This is a genomic window from Vibrio sp. MM46, assembly GCF_027587135.1.
Lineage (GTDB): Bacteria > Pseudomonadota > Gammaproteobacteria > Enterobacterales > Vibrionaceae > Vibrio > Vibrio harveyi.
Map to the genome: position 1 here is coordinate 96,961 of NZ_JAPPTO010000013.1, position 16,128 is coordinate 113,088.

Below are 16,128 nucleotides of genomic sequence, written 5' to 3' on the forward strand. Positions count from 1 at the left end.
TATGTTAGGTTTGTATGTGCTCCGCAGGCTCTTATTGTTAGTGCCTACGCTTTTTGTCGTTATATCTCTGAATTTTTTATTGCTTCAATGGCTCCCTGGTGGTCCAGTAGAGTCGGCATTAGCTAAGCTACAAGGAGTAGATAATTCAGCTGTTGATCTGTTTGATAGCGTAGAAAGTGCTCTATCGGATAATGTTATAGATCAGCAGCTACAAGAAAAAATTGCTAAGGAGTATGGATTCGATAAACCTTTATCGGAACGTTATAAAGACACAGTTTCACGCTATATATCTTTTGAACTGGGCAACAGTTACTTTAATGGTTTACCTGTTAGCGAACTCATCTTAGATAAATTAACGGTTTCTTTGTCATTGGGTGGGTGGACATTATTTATTACTTACCTGATTGCTATACCTCTAGGGGTTGCTAAGGCAAGTCGACAGGGCAGTGTATTTGATTCATTTTCCAGTTTTATTTTGCTGCTGGCTTATGCGATCCCCACTTTCATTATTGCCATTATATTCCTGATGCTTTTTGCTGGTGGAGGCGTTTTTAACTGGTTTCCGCTTCGAGGACTTGTTTCATCTAATCATAATGAATTGAGTTTGACTGGGCAGATACTAGATTATTTCTGGCATTTAGCTCTTCCTGTACTTGCGTGTGTCGCAAGTGGATTGGTGTCTTTAACCGTGTTGACGAAAAACTCCATACTCGACCAAATGTCCGAGCAATATGTAGATACGGCAATCTGTATGGGTGAAAGTAAGTCACGCGCTGTGATTCATCATGTGTTACCAAACACTTTATTAGTTATCGTCGCTAGGTTGCCGTCCGATCTGTTGTCGGTGTTTATAGGAGGTACCTTGCTGGTTGAAATCGTATTTTCTTTAGATGGTATCGCTCTTTTGGGGTTCGAAGCATTGCTTGAACGCGATTACCCTGTCGTGTTGGGTATTTTATACGTCTATACAATATTAGGTTTGATATTAAATTTAGTTGGTGATCTCCTTTACCGTTTGGTAGATCCAAGGGTCTCATTTTCTGAGGTGTCAGGGTGAACGATTCGAAGAATAAGCCTTTGGCTGCAGCACAAGTCACAGATAAATCATTTGTTCATCGTAAAAAGAATAGTGTGATTTTTCGCGGTAAATGTGCGGCATTGGTTTTGATACTTTTGACTTTCATTTGTTTGTTTGCTGAAGGAGTCGTAAACGATAAACCGATCCTAGTCCATTACGATGGTGATTGGTTTGTGCCGATTTTCAAGAGCTATCCTGAAACCGCTTTTGGAGGAGATTTTGAATCAGAAGCGGATTATAAAGATCCATATGTACTTAGCATGATAGAACAGTCGGGTTGGGTTCTTTGGCCACTCGTCCGTTATCACTACGATACGATTAACTATGATTTAACTTACCCATCACCGCCTTCAAAACAAAATTGGCTAGGGCTTGATGATCAAGGAAGAGATGTTTTCGCCCGCTTAATTTATGGTTTGAGAATCAGTTTGGCTTTTGCTTTAACTTTAACATCGGTTATCTCTGCGATAGCTCTTGTTACCGGTACCGTTCAGGGGTATCTAGGTGGATGGGTTGATTTGATTGGTCAGCGTCTTACTGAAATATGGGGTGCTATTCCGGTTATGTTCGTTGTCATGATAGTCGCAAGTATACTTAACCCCGGCTTTGCGACATTGATTCTAGTTCTTGCTCTCTTTGGTTGGCATTACCTTGCTCAACTAATTCGTGCCGAAGTACTCAAAACACGTCAGTTAGAATATGTTCAATCTGCACTTATTGCTGGAGTGTCTGATTTTCGAATAATGTTGCGACATGTGCTTCCTAATGCGCTGATCACAACGTTAAGTACTCTACCTTTTATCTTTGCAGGATCTTTAGGCTCCCTGATTACTCTCGACTTTTTGGGTTTTGGATTACCAGTCGGCTATCCATCATTGGGCGAGTTGATAGCACAGGGCAAGAATAACCTTCATGCTCCCTGGCTGGGAATGACAGGGTGTGGTGCAATATTATTTGTTATTACGCTTGTTGTATTAGTTGGCGAAGCTGTACAGGAGTGGTTGAGTCCATTTAAGGAGCATCACCATGCTCAACGTTAAAAATGTCCGCCTACTTGTCGACAAATCTCTTCTTCTAAGTAACGTGAGTTTTGATGTACAGGCTGGTGAAACTCTCGCTATTGTCGGTGAAAGCGGAGCAGGTAAGACATTACTTTCTAAGCTGTTGCTTGGAATCGAGCCCCAAGGGAGTTTAGTAGAGGGGGAGGTAATGGTCGATGGTAAGAATACCCGACTGTTTTCCGAGAAAGATTGGTTAAACATCCGAGGTAAAGAGATTGGTTTCGTATCTCAGGAGCCATTGTCTGCGCTAAACCCAGTAAAAAGTGTGTACTGGCATTTAAAACGAGCCTTGTTAATTCATAGCGCAACGCAATTCCAAACGAGCAAGAAGATAGCAAAAAGTATTGCCGCTTTGTTGGAACAAGTGGGATTACCAACTTCTCTATCCAGTCGCTACCCTCATCAATTATCGGGCGGACAAAGACAAAGATTATTGATCGCCATTGCGGTTGCGAATAAACCAAAGTTACTTGTCGCAGATGAACCTTCGACTGCGCTTGATCCGTCAGTACGTGATCAAATCTTGAGTTTAATAAGGCATATTCAACAACGTACCCGAATGGCTATCGTTTTAATCTCTCATGATCTAAATATGGTTGAGCGATTTGCAGATACGGTGGTCGTCTTGAAGGAAGGTGCTATTGTCGAAAAACAGTCAGCTCGCAAATTATTTTCGTCACCTACGCATGATTATACCCGTTCATTAATGCGACCAATTGAATTTGCCAAACCGTTACCTGCAAGTTCAGAGTCCTTGTTGCGCGTCGATCATTTGAATACCGAGATCAAAGCCACTTTGTGGTGGCAGTCACCTCACTCCCTTTTACGCGATGTATCTTTTTCTCTTAATAAGGGAGAAAGTATCGGTGTAATTGGAAAAAGCGGTTCGGGAAAATCTACTCTTGCTAAGAGTTTGCTTAGGTTAATCTCAAGTCGAGGTTCTGTCGAATTTGATGGGTTGGAGTGGCTAAAAGCCGGTCGAAGAGATTTAAGAGCATTCCGTCACAAAATGCAGTTTGTATTTCAAGACACCTCCTCGAGTTTGAACCCGAGAATGACTATCGAGCAGACGCTTAAAGAAGGTTGTATTGCGCAACAGAAAACAATCGGCTTGGCATCTCGAGTAAAAAAGGTTATGCGAGAGGTCGATTTACCGATCGCTTTTTTAAAACGTTATCCTCATCAACTTTCTGGTGGCCAAAGGCAGCGGGTGATGATAGCCCGAGCATTGATTTTGCAACCGAAGCTTTTGATTCTAGATGAGCCCACTACTGCTCTCGATCGAAAAAATCGTCGAAGAATGATCCACCTTCTTAAGTCGATCCAAGACAAACACCAAGTTAGTTTTATATTGATTACTCACGATTTAACGTTGATAGAAGCGTTGTGCCACAAGGTTCTAACTTTATCAAGTGGAGAGCAAATTAGTTATGAGTCTTCAGACACTTGGCTAACAACACAACAAAATGAATTTACAAGTTTAGAAGGAAATGAAAATGAATCCATTAGAGCCACTGCTTGATAGACGTTCCTACAGTTTTTCAAAATTGACTTATCCAGGTCCTTCTGATGAGGAGTTGAAGCAACTTTTCGATCTTGTAATGACAACCCCCGATCATGGGAATATTAAGCCATGGAAGTTCGTGGTTGCTCGTGGTGAAAATATGAAAAAAGCTGGGGAGATGGCATTAGAGCTATACAAACGGCAGTCTTCTGATGGGCAAGTTAGTGAAGATGGCAAGCGATCGGCAGAGTATATTAGTAACCTGCCAATGATGATTTTGGTAATGACTAACGTTGACCCCAATCATAAAAAAGTGACCATATGGGATCAGCAGTTGTCAGCCGCCGCCGCCGCGCAGAATATCATGAATGGACTTCATCTAATGGGATACGGCGGTCTGTGGTATACGTTCTTAGCGAACGAACAAGTGAAACCTCTTTTTGGAATGAAAACTGATGACCAAATTGTTGGTGCTATTGCAGTGGGTACGCCGTTACCCGAATTTGTGAAGAAGATAAAGCGTCAGTCTCCCGCAAAGTACTGTTTCGAATGGCAAGGGCTTGGTGTCCCACCTTCCGAACTTTTTGAAAAATAAAAATTTTTGTGCGGAGTGAAAGGTTTAAAATAATGTGTTGTTAATATGAATCTAGCAATCTACGTTACACCGAGTTCATTTTCGATCCCATTTAGCTTAAATGACGAGGAGTGGGCTCACTCTTTATCTTTTCGTTATGAATTAGATAGGCGCCGTTATGTATTCGCTCATAACTTTAAAAGACATGTACTGAGTTTAGAATATCCAGATATTTTCCCCAGTGATTGGGTGATTACCAAATCGCCAGAGCGTAAGCCCTTTTTAACAGCACCAATTTCATTTAACTTGAGTCATAGTAAAGAAGCGGTCGCAATGGTGGCTGCTGTTGGGCAAAGTGAATTACAAATCGGGATAGATGTTGAATGCTACCAAAAAATTGAAGATTTGAACGAGTTGATTCAACTAATCTGTCACCCTAATGAATTAGCAAGACTTGAACTGAAGATTGATGAACATAAAAGTTTCTATTGCTTATGGACGGCAAAAGAGTCTCTATTAAAAGCTGTTGGTTCTGGGTTGGTGGATAATCTCAAAGAGCTTGATTGTAGTGAGTGTCTGGTGAAAGAGAGGTGTTCAATACTTTGGAACAACCAAGAATTTGGGCTTCAAACATATAAGTTTGATTGGGGTGTATGTAGCGTTGCTTGGAACAACGCTATAAAGGTTGATTCATTACACGTGGCAAGTCAGGATAAGTTAGAACTACTTTCAAATACAGAAATTAGTGAAGGCAAGAGTTGCTCCAAGTCTGAGTGAAAATAAAAGTGGTCTCCTCGCATTTCAAGTAACTTGAAATCTGATTGGGTGAACTCTCTCCATTGTTGGATTTTGTCTGTGTCTACCACTGGATCTATATCACCGTAGATCGCAGTGATCGGTACAGCTATTTTCGAAGGGTCAACATTCTCGTACTGCTCATTCAGATTTAGGTCTGATCTGATGATGGGTAGTAACAATTCCATAAGCTCGCTGTTTGCTAAAATATCTATTGGAAGCCCACCCATTTTGGTCAATGTTGCTGTGAGATCGGAATCACTTGAAGAGTTTGAAAGCGAAGACGCCACTTTGTTGTTGGGAGAGTGACGTGAAGATACGAATAGATGGGTAGGTAGGCGGTGGTGTTTCTTGCAAATTAACTTGGTACATTCAAAACTAACTAGGCCACCCAGACTGTGTCCAAAGAAAGCAAATTCACTTCTCTCTGATAAATTGTCTTCAATTTGTGAACACAGATCTTCGCATAGTGCTTGAATACTACTGATGAACGGTTCGCCGAATCGACTTCCTCTGCCAGGGTATTCTAGGGCAACTACATTGATATTATGTTCGCGTAATGGCTGTATCCATGCATGGTACATGCTTGCGGCACTTCCTGAAGAAGGGAAGCAATAAAGTGTCAACATATCTATCCTTACAACATATAAGAGGGGTACACCTTGTACCCCTCAGCTTATTACACAAAATATAATTAGAAGTTGTATGCTGCGGTTAAAGAGATTGTTCTTGGAGAGCCTAGATACACAGCGTTTTGTGTCGAATCTGATCCTGCCGAGTAGTACTCTTCATCGAATACGTTTTTAACGTTAAGTTGTAAACGTAAATCTTGATCAGCGAAATCTGGTGTGTACCAAGCTGCCATATCAATCAGGGTATATGCTGGAAGTGTGTAATCGTAAGCTTCACGGCGGTTACCTGCGCGGTCACCTACGTAACGAGCACCACTACCCAGTCCCCATTCTTGTGTTGCTTGGTATGATAACCAAAGGCTCGCATTGTGCTCAGGTACATTTACTGGTTTATTAACAGAAGATGGAGAGTTCACGAATTCAACATCGTTGTAGCCGTAGGCGAATAATGCCATTAGCTTTCTTGTAATAGCGAAATCGCCGTCAACCTCAAAACCTTGGCTGCGTTGTTTGTACACATCGTAGCTACCTGGTACATCACCCTGGTACGCTACGTTTTCTAAGTCAATATGGAAGATAGCTGCTGTTAAGTTGAGTCGCGAATCTAATAATGATGTTTTCGTACCAAATTCATACTGAGTGCCTCGTTGAGAGTCTACCCACTCGTTTTTGACTGTGTCGTATTTTTGGTTTGGTAGGTATGAATTAGTGAAGTTACCAAACAATGATACTTGATCATTTAACGCGTAAAGCGCACCTGCTTGTAAGCTTAGGTTTTTCTCTTTAGGGCTGTCTGAGTTAGAGTTCTGAAGCGTTACGTTAAGTCTAGCCGCGCCTTGTTGCACAGTTGAGTCCCAAGTTTTTGAAGACTCGGCGTCGAAGATGTCGTAACGAGCACCCAGTACAAAGTTCCAGTCGTGATACTCGACTAGATCTTGTAAGAATATGCTGTACTCTTTCAGTTCAAAAGTATCTGTATTGACGTTATACATGTCATTCGGGTGTGTAGCGGTAGAAGGGTCGTCGTTGTAGTAGTTGTATACACCACTGTTAGGGTTCACCGTACGCTGAATTAAAGCAGAGTATCCGACAAGGTCTGGGTCACTCCATGAAGATGATGCCATCGTTTTGGTCTTGGATTCGTAAGATGTGTAGTCTGCTCCTGCAATGATACGGTGAGCGAAATCTTCAGTTTCCACATCAAAGACATTCTCCCATGAATACAATGTTGTTTCGCTTGACTCATTACTGCTAGCAATATAACGGGCAATTGTCCCATCAAATGCGTTCGTCGCTCTGTCTTCGATATATAAAGTTAAATTCCCTTGAGCAGGTGGCGTCGTAATTGGAGATGCTGCATAAAAGTGAACCCGGTCACCCTTATAAGTACGTTCTTGATAACGGGCTTTAAAGCGCGTCGTCCAGTTGTAATTAATAGCGTGCTCTAACTCTAGCGAATATTTATGGGTTTCGCGTTCTTGGTTTGAAAACGTAGCGCCTAGACGTTTTTCATCGATATCAAGAAACTCCCACCCGGTATTACTAGCATTTCGCACTGCCAGAGTTCCACGATCGAATGGCATTTCTTCTTTGTTGTATTTGTAGGCAAAGGTAACAGCTGTGTCTTCCGTTGCTAGCCAAGTGACACTAGGCGCGATAAATGTTTGTTTGCTGTCCGAGTGGTCACGCCACCCTTCAGAATCGTCAAATACGCCAACAAGACGATAAAGAATTGTTCCATCTTCATTTGCGGGCCCAGTAAAATCTAAACTGAATTTTTGCTTTCCGTGTTCATCTAGAGTTGCTTTAACTTGGTGGTTGGCAACCGCTTGCGGTCGTTTCGTAATTAAATTAACGAGACCACCCGGACTCATGTTGCCGTAAAGTACTGATTCTGGTCCTTTTACTACTTCAATGAACTCCAAATCGTCTATTACTGCTTTATCTTGTGCTAGTCCGTAAATACGCGTTCCGTCTTCGTAGGCATTAGCATCGAAACTACGAATTTTGAATTGATCTCGTGTGCCACCGTAGTTGTTGTGTTCTGCGACGTTACTAACGTTATAAAGAGCATCACTTAAGCTCTGAATGTCTTGTTGCTCAATAACTTCAGTATTGATCACTTGAACAGATCGAGGAACGGTCGATAAATCCGCTTCGGAGCGCATAGTCGATTGCGCAACGTTTGTTGTCAGGCTTTGCTTAACGCCGATTACCTGAATTACTTCTTGCGCTTCATCGTTTGAGCTTTGATTTACTTCCGTTGCAGCGAAAACTGGTGTTGAAGCTAAAAGGGCTAGAGTCAAACAATGAGGCTGTACTGTTGTTTGAACAGCAGTAGCCAATTTGGTTTTGAACATAATACTTCCTGTAAATACTTCTTTTTAAGTGTGGTTAGAGAGCTTGTTGAAATAGCTTGAGAGAGGCTGGACGCATATCGGTCCAGTTTTCTTGAATGAATTGTAAGCAGCTTTCCTTGTCGCCTTGGAAACCCACTTCTTTCCAACCGCTCGGAATTGCTTTGTAGGTTGGCCAGATGGAGTACTGCTCTTCAATGTTTATGACGACATTATAGAGAATGCTTTGTTGTTTCATTTTAAATACTTATGTTACTTGATTGTCTGATTGATTTATAAAATAATAACACTCTTGGTGGTAATATCAATAATCATTATCATTTGTATTTTTATTTATTTCATTTAGTGAGACTTCAGTAGTGACTAGCCCAAAGTTTTTAAATATCAAACCATTATTATCTGATTCTTTTTTGCCCCAAGTCGTTACAGCTGACAACGGTGTGCGCCTCTCTGACTGTATTCAAGAAGTACATGCCATAGCTGAAGAGCAATTACGTACCACTGGGGGTGTTTTATTTAGAGGGTTCGATTTAATTGGAGAGGAGCCTTTCCAAGAGTTTGCGCGTTCCTTCGGTTTTCCTCTACTTAGTTATGAGTTCGGTTCAACGCCAAGAACCGATCTTGGTGAAGGTGTGTATACCACGACAGAGTATCCAGCCCATCAGACAATTCCATTACACAATGAGCAAGCGTATACGCTCAATTGGCCAATGAAGATCTGGTTTCACTGTATTACGCCAGCAGAAACGGAAGGTGAGACGCCAATAGCTGATAGCAGACAAGTTTTTAACAAGATCTCCCCTACAATTCGCGAACGCTTTGAACGGAAGAAGCTTAAATATGTTCGCAACTATGGAAATGGTCTAGACCTGCCATGGGAGAAAGTGTTTGGCACAGACAACCCAAAGGAGGTTGAGAAGTTCTGCTTACAAAATCAAATCGACTTTGAATGGAAAGAAGATGGTGAATTGCGAACGAGTCAAATTTGTCAGGCTGTTGCTAAACATCCGGTAACGGGTGAAATGGTTTGGTTCAATCAAGCCCACTTGTTCCATGTATCTAACTTAGAACCCCACATAAGAGAAACGCTTCTTTCCGTTGTTGATGAAAAAGACCTACCACGCAATGTGTACTACGGTGATGGAACTGCCATAGAGGATTCGGTTCTAGATGAAATTCGAAGTGTTTTGGATGATTGTACGGTGAAGTTTCCTTGGGAATCTGGCGATATCTTAATGCTCGATAACATGCTAGTCGCACACGCACGTTCTCGCTTCACAGGAACTCGCAAAGTCATCGTTGCTATGGCTGAACCTAACTGCTAGGAAACCAACTCAAATGGATTTATTAAAACCTCTGATTAATTTGCGAGAAAAAGGCATTCAGATTGAGGCTCACAATGATTTATTGAAAATAAACAGCAGCCCAATAAATGCTGGGCTGGATTCAAAATTGTCTCAAACGGAACATCAATGGCTGTTATCAAACCAAGATGACATTGTTGAAACGATGTCTGAGTATCCAGAGTATTTTGAGCGCTTATTGGTGTCATCGAATCAAAAATCTTTATGGTTTTTGTACCAATTATCTCCAACATCGAGTGCGTATAATATGTACTTTACTTCGGTGTTAGGGGGAGAAAAACAGACCCCGCTTGATCTAACTATTCTTAAAGAGAGCTTTTTTGAAACAGTTTCACATCACCGCTCGCTTCGTACTGGATACGCACAGGAAGGGAGCAGGGTGTATGGGAACTTGTTTACGTCTGATGTAGCAAAATTGACGGTTGATTATACGAGTTTCTCTAAGTCAGAGTTGGATGATTGGGTTGCTAAACAAACAGATGAACCTTTCGACATCGAAAAAGGCTATGTATGTCGTGCGAATGTTGTTTTTAACACTTTTGAAAAAGAGACAACACCTTATCTCATCTTAACTCTTCACCATATCGCTGGCGATTACTACTCGATTGAGCAGTTAATGCAGACATGGGCAGAATACTATTTATATTTGGCGAATGGCGAAGACCAGCCATTGCCGTCTGAACAATATTGTTCTTGGGCTCAAGAACAACAAGATTACTTATCATCTGAAGCTGCGACCAAATCGTTGCAGTTTTGGAAAGACTCATTGACGCCACTTCCAGAACCATTAATACTTCCAACAGACTTCGAGCGCGGCGATGTCCAAGAGTTCGATGGTGGGCAAATACATTTTCATACCAGCAAGTCCATTACTAGCAAAGTTAGAACGCTTTCTTCTCAGTTGAATACCACTCCGTATTCAGTTTTATTCAGTGCCTTCCAATTCTTTTTCCATAAACTTTCGGGTCAATCTGAGTTTTTACTAGGTTCTCCAACGATGGGGCGTTATGGACGAAGACATAAAGGTGTTGTTGGTTACTGTGTTAATCCTGTTTTAATTCCAGCGAATTTCACTGAGCCACAGAGTTTTGAGGCATTAGTAAAGACGTTCACTGAGTTCTATCGTAAAACGGTTCGTCATCAGAAAGTACCTTTAACTACGCTAACTGAATCGTTGTTAACTGAACGTCGAGCTGATAAGACAGCGATAGTGTCTCATATGTTTACTTATGCTCGCATTCATGATCACTCTTTAGCCATGCCTATCACTGACCACGCAGAAAGTTCAGGTCAAAGAGGTGCTGCGCATGATTTAAATCTTGTCGTATATGAGTATGAAGATTCGTTCCGCTTGCATTGGAGGTTCAATTCTAGTTTGTATCGTAAGCAAACGGTCGAATCGATTTCACACGACTTTTTGGAGATTTTGGAAACGGTATTAAGCAAACCGGAAGTGAAGTTGAACGAACATCTTTTCCGACAATGGCTACCAACAGTTGAACAATCGTCTCCTCAAAAAACAACAGCTTTGTCACTCTGGTTAAACCGTGAATGTAGTGAACCGGCACTCTTACATAATGACAAATTGATTACAGGCGAAGAGTTAGGTCTTAGTGCTTCGAACCTGGCTTTTGCTTTACGTGGTAAAGGTGTAACTCATGGAGCAAGAGTCGCTGTGTTATTGCCTCGTGGGGTCGAGCAAGTAACAGCTATGCTGTCAGCTTGGTATGTAGGTGCCGCTTACGTGCCATTGGACCTGTCACAACCTGCTGATCGAAGTGCAATGATGCTTGAAGAGGCAGAAGTCAGTGTTGTTATTGGTTTCGGGAGAAGGGCGGATTGGTTAGCAGAACAGATGGAATGGATCGATGTTTCCAAACTACCCTCTGGGTCCATTGAACCGGAGGGCGTGGACGCGAAAGATTTAGCGTATCTGATTTTTACCTCTGGATCCACAGGCAAGCCCAAAGCTGTGACTGTTAGCCATGGTGCTCTTGCATCCTATGTTATTGCAGTTAACAAACGCTTGGAGATGCCATCAGGAAGCGTTTATGCCAGTTTAGCTAGTGTCGCGACAGACCTAGGTTATACATCTCTATGGGGGGGGCTGCTTGCAGGGCACGCAGTACGCCTTTTAGACGAAGACTTTATGCTCGATGCAGAGGCTTTGTCTGAGCACCTAAATCGTTATCCAGTTGATATGCTCAAAGTTGTTCCATCCCATTTACAAGGATTAATGGCTTCAGAGTGTGAAGGGTTGTTACCGCGCGATGCACTAGTCCTAGGCGGTGAGGGCGTTAACCAACGCTTGCTAGAGGATATCGAGCAAACTGCGCCATCATTGCGAATTTTTAATCACTACGGCCCTACGGAGGCCACCGTTGGTGTTATTGCTGGTAGTTTATCATCGCAAGAACCTATCGCACTTGGAGAGCCCTTAGACGGTTGCCGGGTGTATATCTTGGATAAGTCACTGCAAGCCGTCCCTGTAGGGGCAATCGGTGATCTTTATATTGCTGGTAATCAATTAGCTCAGGGGTATTGGAAAGACTCAGAAAAAACAAGGCTTAGCTTTATCGACGATCCGTTCAGCGATCAAGAAAAAATGTACAGCACCGGTGACCGTGTGAAGCGACTGCCTGATGGTCGAGTGCAGTTTATTGGTCGAGCTGATGGGCAAGTAAAAATTCGTGGCTACCGCGTGGAGTTAGCTGAAGTTGAAAGTCATATCAATGCACTAACAGGAGTTGCAGAAGCTGCAGTTCTCTTTGATAAAAGTAATGTTCGTGAGGCCTTAACCGCGATCGTGGTGCTGGATAAGGAGTGGCATCGAAAAGATAATAAATTGGCATTAGCTGAACTTAAGAATCAGCTTAGCGAGCAATTACCTGCTCATATGCAGCCTCACTTTTGGCAATTTAAGGAAACAATTCCTCGAGCAGTAAACGGCAAAGTTGACAGAAACACTTTGTCTTTGGCAGTGGAAAAAGTCGATGAAAATGCAATAAGTAGCGGTGAACAAGAATCAAGCGCGGATGCGTTTTGGTGTAATTTGTTTGCACAAGTGCTTGATATGCCGAATGAAGTCGTGTCATCGACAGATAGTTTCTTTGCCATTGGTGGAGACTCTATTCGAGCTCTACAATTAGTTGCTTTGGCAAGAAAACAAGGCATTGCTCTAACGCCACAATTGTTATTCAAACACCAATCCGCGAAAGAGCTTACTCAGGTTTTAGCTTCGCAACATCAAGCAACTGAAAGTGCAGAAAACCAAATTAGCTCGGATTCTCGAGTAACCAATTTAGCAAGCGCACAAAACCTAGTTAAATCGCTATGGTCTAGCACACTATCTGTATCAAACGTAAACAATGACGATAACTTCTTTGCAATTGGTGGTGACTCGATATTGGCACTTAAGCTTATTGCTGCAGCAAAGAAAGAAGGGTTAACGCTACTCCCGCAACATGTTTTCCAGCATCAGAGTGTGAATGAGCTGGCTCAATTTATTCTTCCTCAATTGGAGAACAATGATTTTGATATACCGGCGTCGCAAGCCAAGGAAAAGCACCGAAGTGATCTAGATAGGCTACCGTTAACCATCACGACCGACGAAGTCACTGCGGAGATATCGGCACGTGATTTGAATGAGATCTGCCAACATATTCCAGCGACGAATATAGAAGATGTTTTACCGCTAGCACCAACTCAACAAGGCATCTTGTTTCATTGTTTATTAGACCAAAATCCTCAGCTGTACCTCAATGTTACGAGCATGTCATTGGACGGGCCCATAAATAGTGCTGCGTTTCTGGCTGCGTGGGAGGAGGCAGTACTTCGTCATGATATTAATCGTGGGCGTTTCATTTGGAATGAGCTTGAGCAGCCTTACTTTGTTGTTTGTCGAAATGTTCAATTTTCTACGAATTTGCTGGATTGGAGCGATGTTTCTCATCAAGAGCAATTAGCTCTGTTTAAAGAACTTGTGGACGAGGAGAAGCAAACCGGTTTTGTTCTTGATGAATCACCGTTGATGAAAATCACGTTGATAAAGTTTGATGAAAGTGTCTATCGAATGGTTTGGTCACGCCATCATTTGGTGGTCGATGGTTGGACGTCTACTTTAATTGCTGACGATGCAATGACAATATACAGAAATCAGCCAGTTTCGCCTGCTCCTCGATACGCAGATTACTTCAAATGGATTGCGAAGCAAGATGTAGACGTCGCAGAGCAGAAGTGGCGAACTTATCTTGCTGATGTCGAACAGGTACCGCATCTACCTAAACCAACACAACCTAAGCAGGAGCAGAAGAGCCGCCAAAAGTTTATTTCAAAAAACGTTACTCAACAGCTGGAAAATCAAGCTCGCTCTCATGGTCTAACTCTAAATACATTAGTCCAAGTTGCGTGGTCATTGACGCTTAGTCGTTACTTAGGTCAATACGATGTGTTATTCGGGATGACGAGCTCGGGTCGACCACAAGAAGTGGATGGAATTGAAAAAATGGCAGGCGTTTTTCTTTCTAGTTTGCCAGTGTACGTGAAATTGGTTCCCGATTCCAAATTGATCGACGTTGCCAAGCAAATGCAGCTCGATGTTGTTGAACTTCGTGGCATTGAACATGTTCCTCTATCTAACATTCAATCTAACGTAAGCTTAGAGCCTGGTGAGCTCTTATTTGATACTGTTCTTGTGTTTCAGAATTTTCCATTTCCACCAGCGTTAGCTGAGATGAAAGCCCCTAAATTTGATCTGCTAGAAGTATTTGGAACAAGTAACTTTCCAATTATGCTACAAGTGACCCCGAACGAGTCTCTTCAATTAAATTGCACTTACGACTGTCAGTCCGTGTCAAATACTCTAATTGAACGCATGCTTTCGACATTCGAGCTCGCATTAATCGCCCTTACTGAAGACCTGTATCAAGAGGTACATCAAGCGGTTGAAGCACTCGTCTTTATACCTGAGCCTTTGCCACGTGCAGCGCGTGATTCTAACTGGGACTTTCTAACCGAGATTGAGCATCAGGCGCGTGATAGTGGTGACGCTGTAGCTTTGATCACAGAGGATAGAACGTTGACCTATCGTGAATTAGTCACCGAAGTTGATGCGCTAGCTGTGTCACTTTCACACTGGACTTACGATAATGATCAACCTGTAGCTGTTTGCCTAAACCGAAAAGCAGAACTACTAATTACATTGCTGAGTCTATATAAACTGGGACTTTGTTACATCCCACTAGACCCTGCGCTTCCTCCTGCTCGTTTAGGTAACATTATCGAACAGGCTCAACCTCAGTTAACAATCAGTGATGTAGTCTTGCCGAAATGTCGAAGTGTCAACATCGACGATATCAAACAAACGGTAATTGATGGGCAGAGAGTCAAAGTGAAGCATGCTAAGCAACTTGCTTATACCATTTTTACATCTGGTTCGACGGGCAATCCGAAAGGTGTGCAAATTGAGCGTGGCGCACTTAACCATTTCCTTCAGTCTATTTCTCCAGTAGCACGTCTTACGCGTGAAGATACGTTGTTGGCATTAACTACGGTTGGATTTGATATCGCGGTTCTGGAGTTGTTCTTACCATTAATCCATGGGGCAACAGTCGTACTCGCTAGTGATCAAAAGAGCAAAGATAGCCAATGCCTCTCGGATCTGATGGAGCGTCATTGCATCACAGTGATGCAAGCGACACCAGCAACTTGGCAGAGCTTAGCGGATATGAATGCAGCTTGGTGGGCATCGTTGAAGGTGTTAGCCGGTGGAGAGGCGCTACCGATTACATTGGCGAAACGACTGAAGCAAAAAGCGAAATCGGTGACGAACGTGTATGGACCGACAGAAGCCACGGTGTGGGCATCAAGTCAGACTGTTGATCATACCCAAGGACAGACTGTTGCTTTAGGTAATCCCATTGAAAATATGCAGTTTCACGTACTCGATGAATTACTCAATCCTGTGGCAGAGGGGGTTGAAGGAGAACTTTACATTTCAGGAGAGAGCTTGGCTCGTGGCTACCTAGGGCGTGCTGACCTTACCGCGAGCAGTTTTATTCCGAACCCTTTTTCTGACCAGTTAGGCGCAAGAATGTATCGCACTGGTGACAGAGTGTTTATGGATGAAAACAAAGAACTTCAGTTCCTCGGGCGTAGCGATTTCCAAATTAAGCTACGCGGTTTTAGGATTGAACTTGGCGAAATTGAGTCTGTTCTTTTGTCTCAAAAGGGCGTTAAAGAGGCGGTAGTTAAAGTTTGGCAGGCAGACAGCCAACACGGTTATATCGTCGCTTATGTTACGGCACGCGATGGTGTGGTGCTAGGGAGCGAAACTTTACTGCAACTAGCAGCGGAGCATCTCCCTGCTTACATGATACCCAGCACACTTATGATCATGGATGCTCTGCCCCTAAATAGTAACGGCAAAGTCGATCGTAAAGCGTTAGTTGAACCTGCCCAGCAAGGGATGAGCCACTATTGTGCACCAACCACAGAGTTGGAAATGCAATTGGTAGAAATATGGCAAGAGTTATTAGGACACGATCAGATCGGTACTCAAGACAGCTTCTTTAGTTTAGGTGGGAATTCTCTAACCGCCACTCGTTTACAAGCACGTATTCAGCGTACTTTCCAAGCGCAAATTGCTTTAGCTGATCTTTTTCACAATCCGACAATTGCCGAGCTTTCGCAGATGCTGGAAGGGGAAACGATTCAGCAAGACGACTTAGAAGCAATGTCAGACTTATTAGATTTATTTGAGTAA

The 16,128-nt window shown here is 42.7% G+C and carries 10 protein-coding genes; 7 read left to right on the forward strand and 3 right to left on the reverse strand.

Annotated elements, in window-relative coordinates:
• Position 1: 1 nt before the first annotated feature.
• From OH459_RS15965 to OH459_RS15985, 5 genes are read left to right on the forward strand one after another with little or no spacing between them, the layout of a single operon-like run.
• Positions 2 to 1,057, forward strand: a complete 1,056-nt coding sequence (locus tag OH459_RS15965; RefSeq protein WP_017189268.1) for an ABC transporter permease subunit — start codon at positions 2 to 4, stop codon at positions 1,055 to 1,057.
• Positions 1,054 to 2,118 carry an ABC transporter permease gene (locus OH459_RS15970; RefSeq protein ID WP_269987659.1) on the forward strand — a complete coding sequence of 355 codons (1,065 nt, stop codon included), beginning with the start codon at positions 1,054 to 1,056 and terminating at the stop codon, positions 2,116 to 2,118. Before OH459_RS15965 ends, OH459_RS15970 begins: the two co-directional genes overlap by 4 nt.
• Positions 2,105 to 3,661, forward strand: coding sequence for an ATP-binding cassette domain-containing protein (locus tag OH459_RS15975; RefSeq protein WP_269987660.1), 1,557 nt, complete (start codon positions 2,105 to 2,107; stop codon positions 3,659 to 3,661). The genes OH459_RS15970 and OH459_RS15975 overlap by 14 nt, the downstream gene beginning before the upstream one ends.
• Positions 3,636 to 4,238, forward strand: coding sequence for a nitroreductase family protein (locus OH459_RS15980; protein ID WP_017189271.1), 603 nt, complete (start codon positions 3,636 to 3,638; stop codon positions 4,236 to 4,238). The genes OH459_RS15975 and OH459_RS15980 overlap by 26 nt, the downstream gene beginning before the upstream one ends.
• 45 nt (positions 4,239 to 4,283) lie before the next feature.
• Entirely contained in the window at positions 4,284 to 4,994 is a 711-nt protein-coding gene (locus tag OH459_RS15985) for a 4'-phosphopantetheinyl transferase family protein (protein WP_269987661.1), read from the forward strand.
• On the opposite strand, the gene OH459_RS28320 is transcribed toward OH459_RS15985, so the two are convergent.
• From OH459_RS28320 to OH459_RS15995, 3 genes are all read right to left on the reverse strand, one after another.
• Entirely contained in the window at positions 4,925 to 5,641 is a 717-nt protein-coding gene (locus OH459_RS28320) for a thioesterase II family protein (protein ID WP_354405236.1), read from the reverse strand. The genes OH459_RS15985 and OH459_RS28320 overlap by 70 nt on opposite strands.
• 65 nt (positions 5,642 to 5,706) lie before the next feature.
• Positions 5,707 to 8,004: a TonB-dependent siderophore receptor gene (locus tag OH459_RS15990; protein WP_269987662.1), complete on the reverse strand. Its 2,298-nt coding sequence runs from the start codon at positions 8,002 to 8,004 to the stop codon at positions 5,707 to 5,709.
• Positions 8,005 to 8,038: 34 nt separating this feature from the next.
• Positions 8,039 to 8,239, reverse strand: coding sequence for an MbtH family protein (locus tag OH459_RS15995; RefSeq protein WP_017189274.1), 201 nt, complete (start codon positions 8,237 to 8,239; stop codon positions 8,039 to 8,041).
• 172 nt (positions 8,240 to 8,411) lie between these two features.
• Between OH459_RS15995 and OH459_RS16000 the strand changes: the two genes are divergently transcribed.
• Together OH459_RS16000 and OH459_RS16005 are read left to right on the forward strand one after the other, a co-directional pair.
• Complete coding sequence (locus tag OH459_RS16000) at positions 8,412 to 9,326, forward strand: TauD/TfdA family dioxygenase (protein ID WP_223156690.1); 915 nt, start codon at positions 8,412 to 8,414, stop codon at positions 9,324 to 9,326.
• Between the two features lie 13 nt (positions 9,327 to 9,339).
• Positions 9,340 to 16,128 (forward strand): non-ribosomal peptide synthetase, encoded by a 6,789-nt coding sequence (locus OH459_RS16005; RefSeq protein ID WP_269987663.1) that lies wholly within the window; start codon positions 9,340 to 9,342, stop codon positions 16,126 to 16,128.

Bases quoted from the DNA above. Each gene is read 5' to 3' on its own strand.
- OH459_RS15995 (WP_017189274.1), bottom strand. From the start codon at position 8,239: ATGAAACAACAAAGCATTCTCTATAATGTCGTCATAAACATTGAAGAG.
- OH459_RS28320 (WP_354405236.1), bottom strand. From the start codon at position 5,641: ATGTTGACACTTTATTGCTTCCCTTCTTCAGGAAGTGCCGCAAGCATG.
- OH459_RS15985 (WP_269987661.1), top strand. From the start codon at position 4,284: ATGAATCTAGCAATCTACGTTACACCGAGTTCATTTTCGATCCCATTT.
- OH459_RS15965 (WP_017189268.1), top strand. From the start codon at position 2: ATGTTAGGTTTGTATGTGCTCCGCAGGCTCTTATTGTTAGTGCCTACG.
- OH459_RS15990 (WP_269987662.1), bottom strand. From the start codon at position 8,004: ATGTTCAAAACCAAATTGGCTACTGCTGTTCAAACAACAGTACAGCCT.
- OH459_RS15980 (WP_017189271.1), top strand. From the start codon at position 3,636: ATGAATCCATTAGAGCCACTGCTTGATAGACGTTCCTACAGTTTTTCA.
- OH459_RS16005 (WP_269987663.1), top strand. From the start codon at position 9,340: ATGGATTTATTAAAACCTCTGATTAATTTGCGAGAAAAAGGCATTCAG.
- OH459_RS15975 (WP_269987660.1), top strand. From the start codon at position 2,105: ATGCTCAACGTTAAAAATGTCCGCCTACTTGTCGACAAATCTCTTCTT.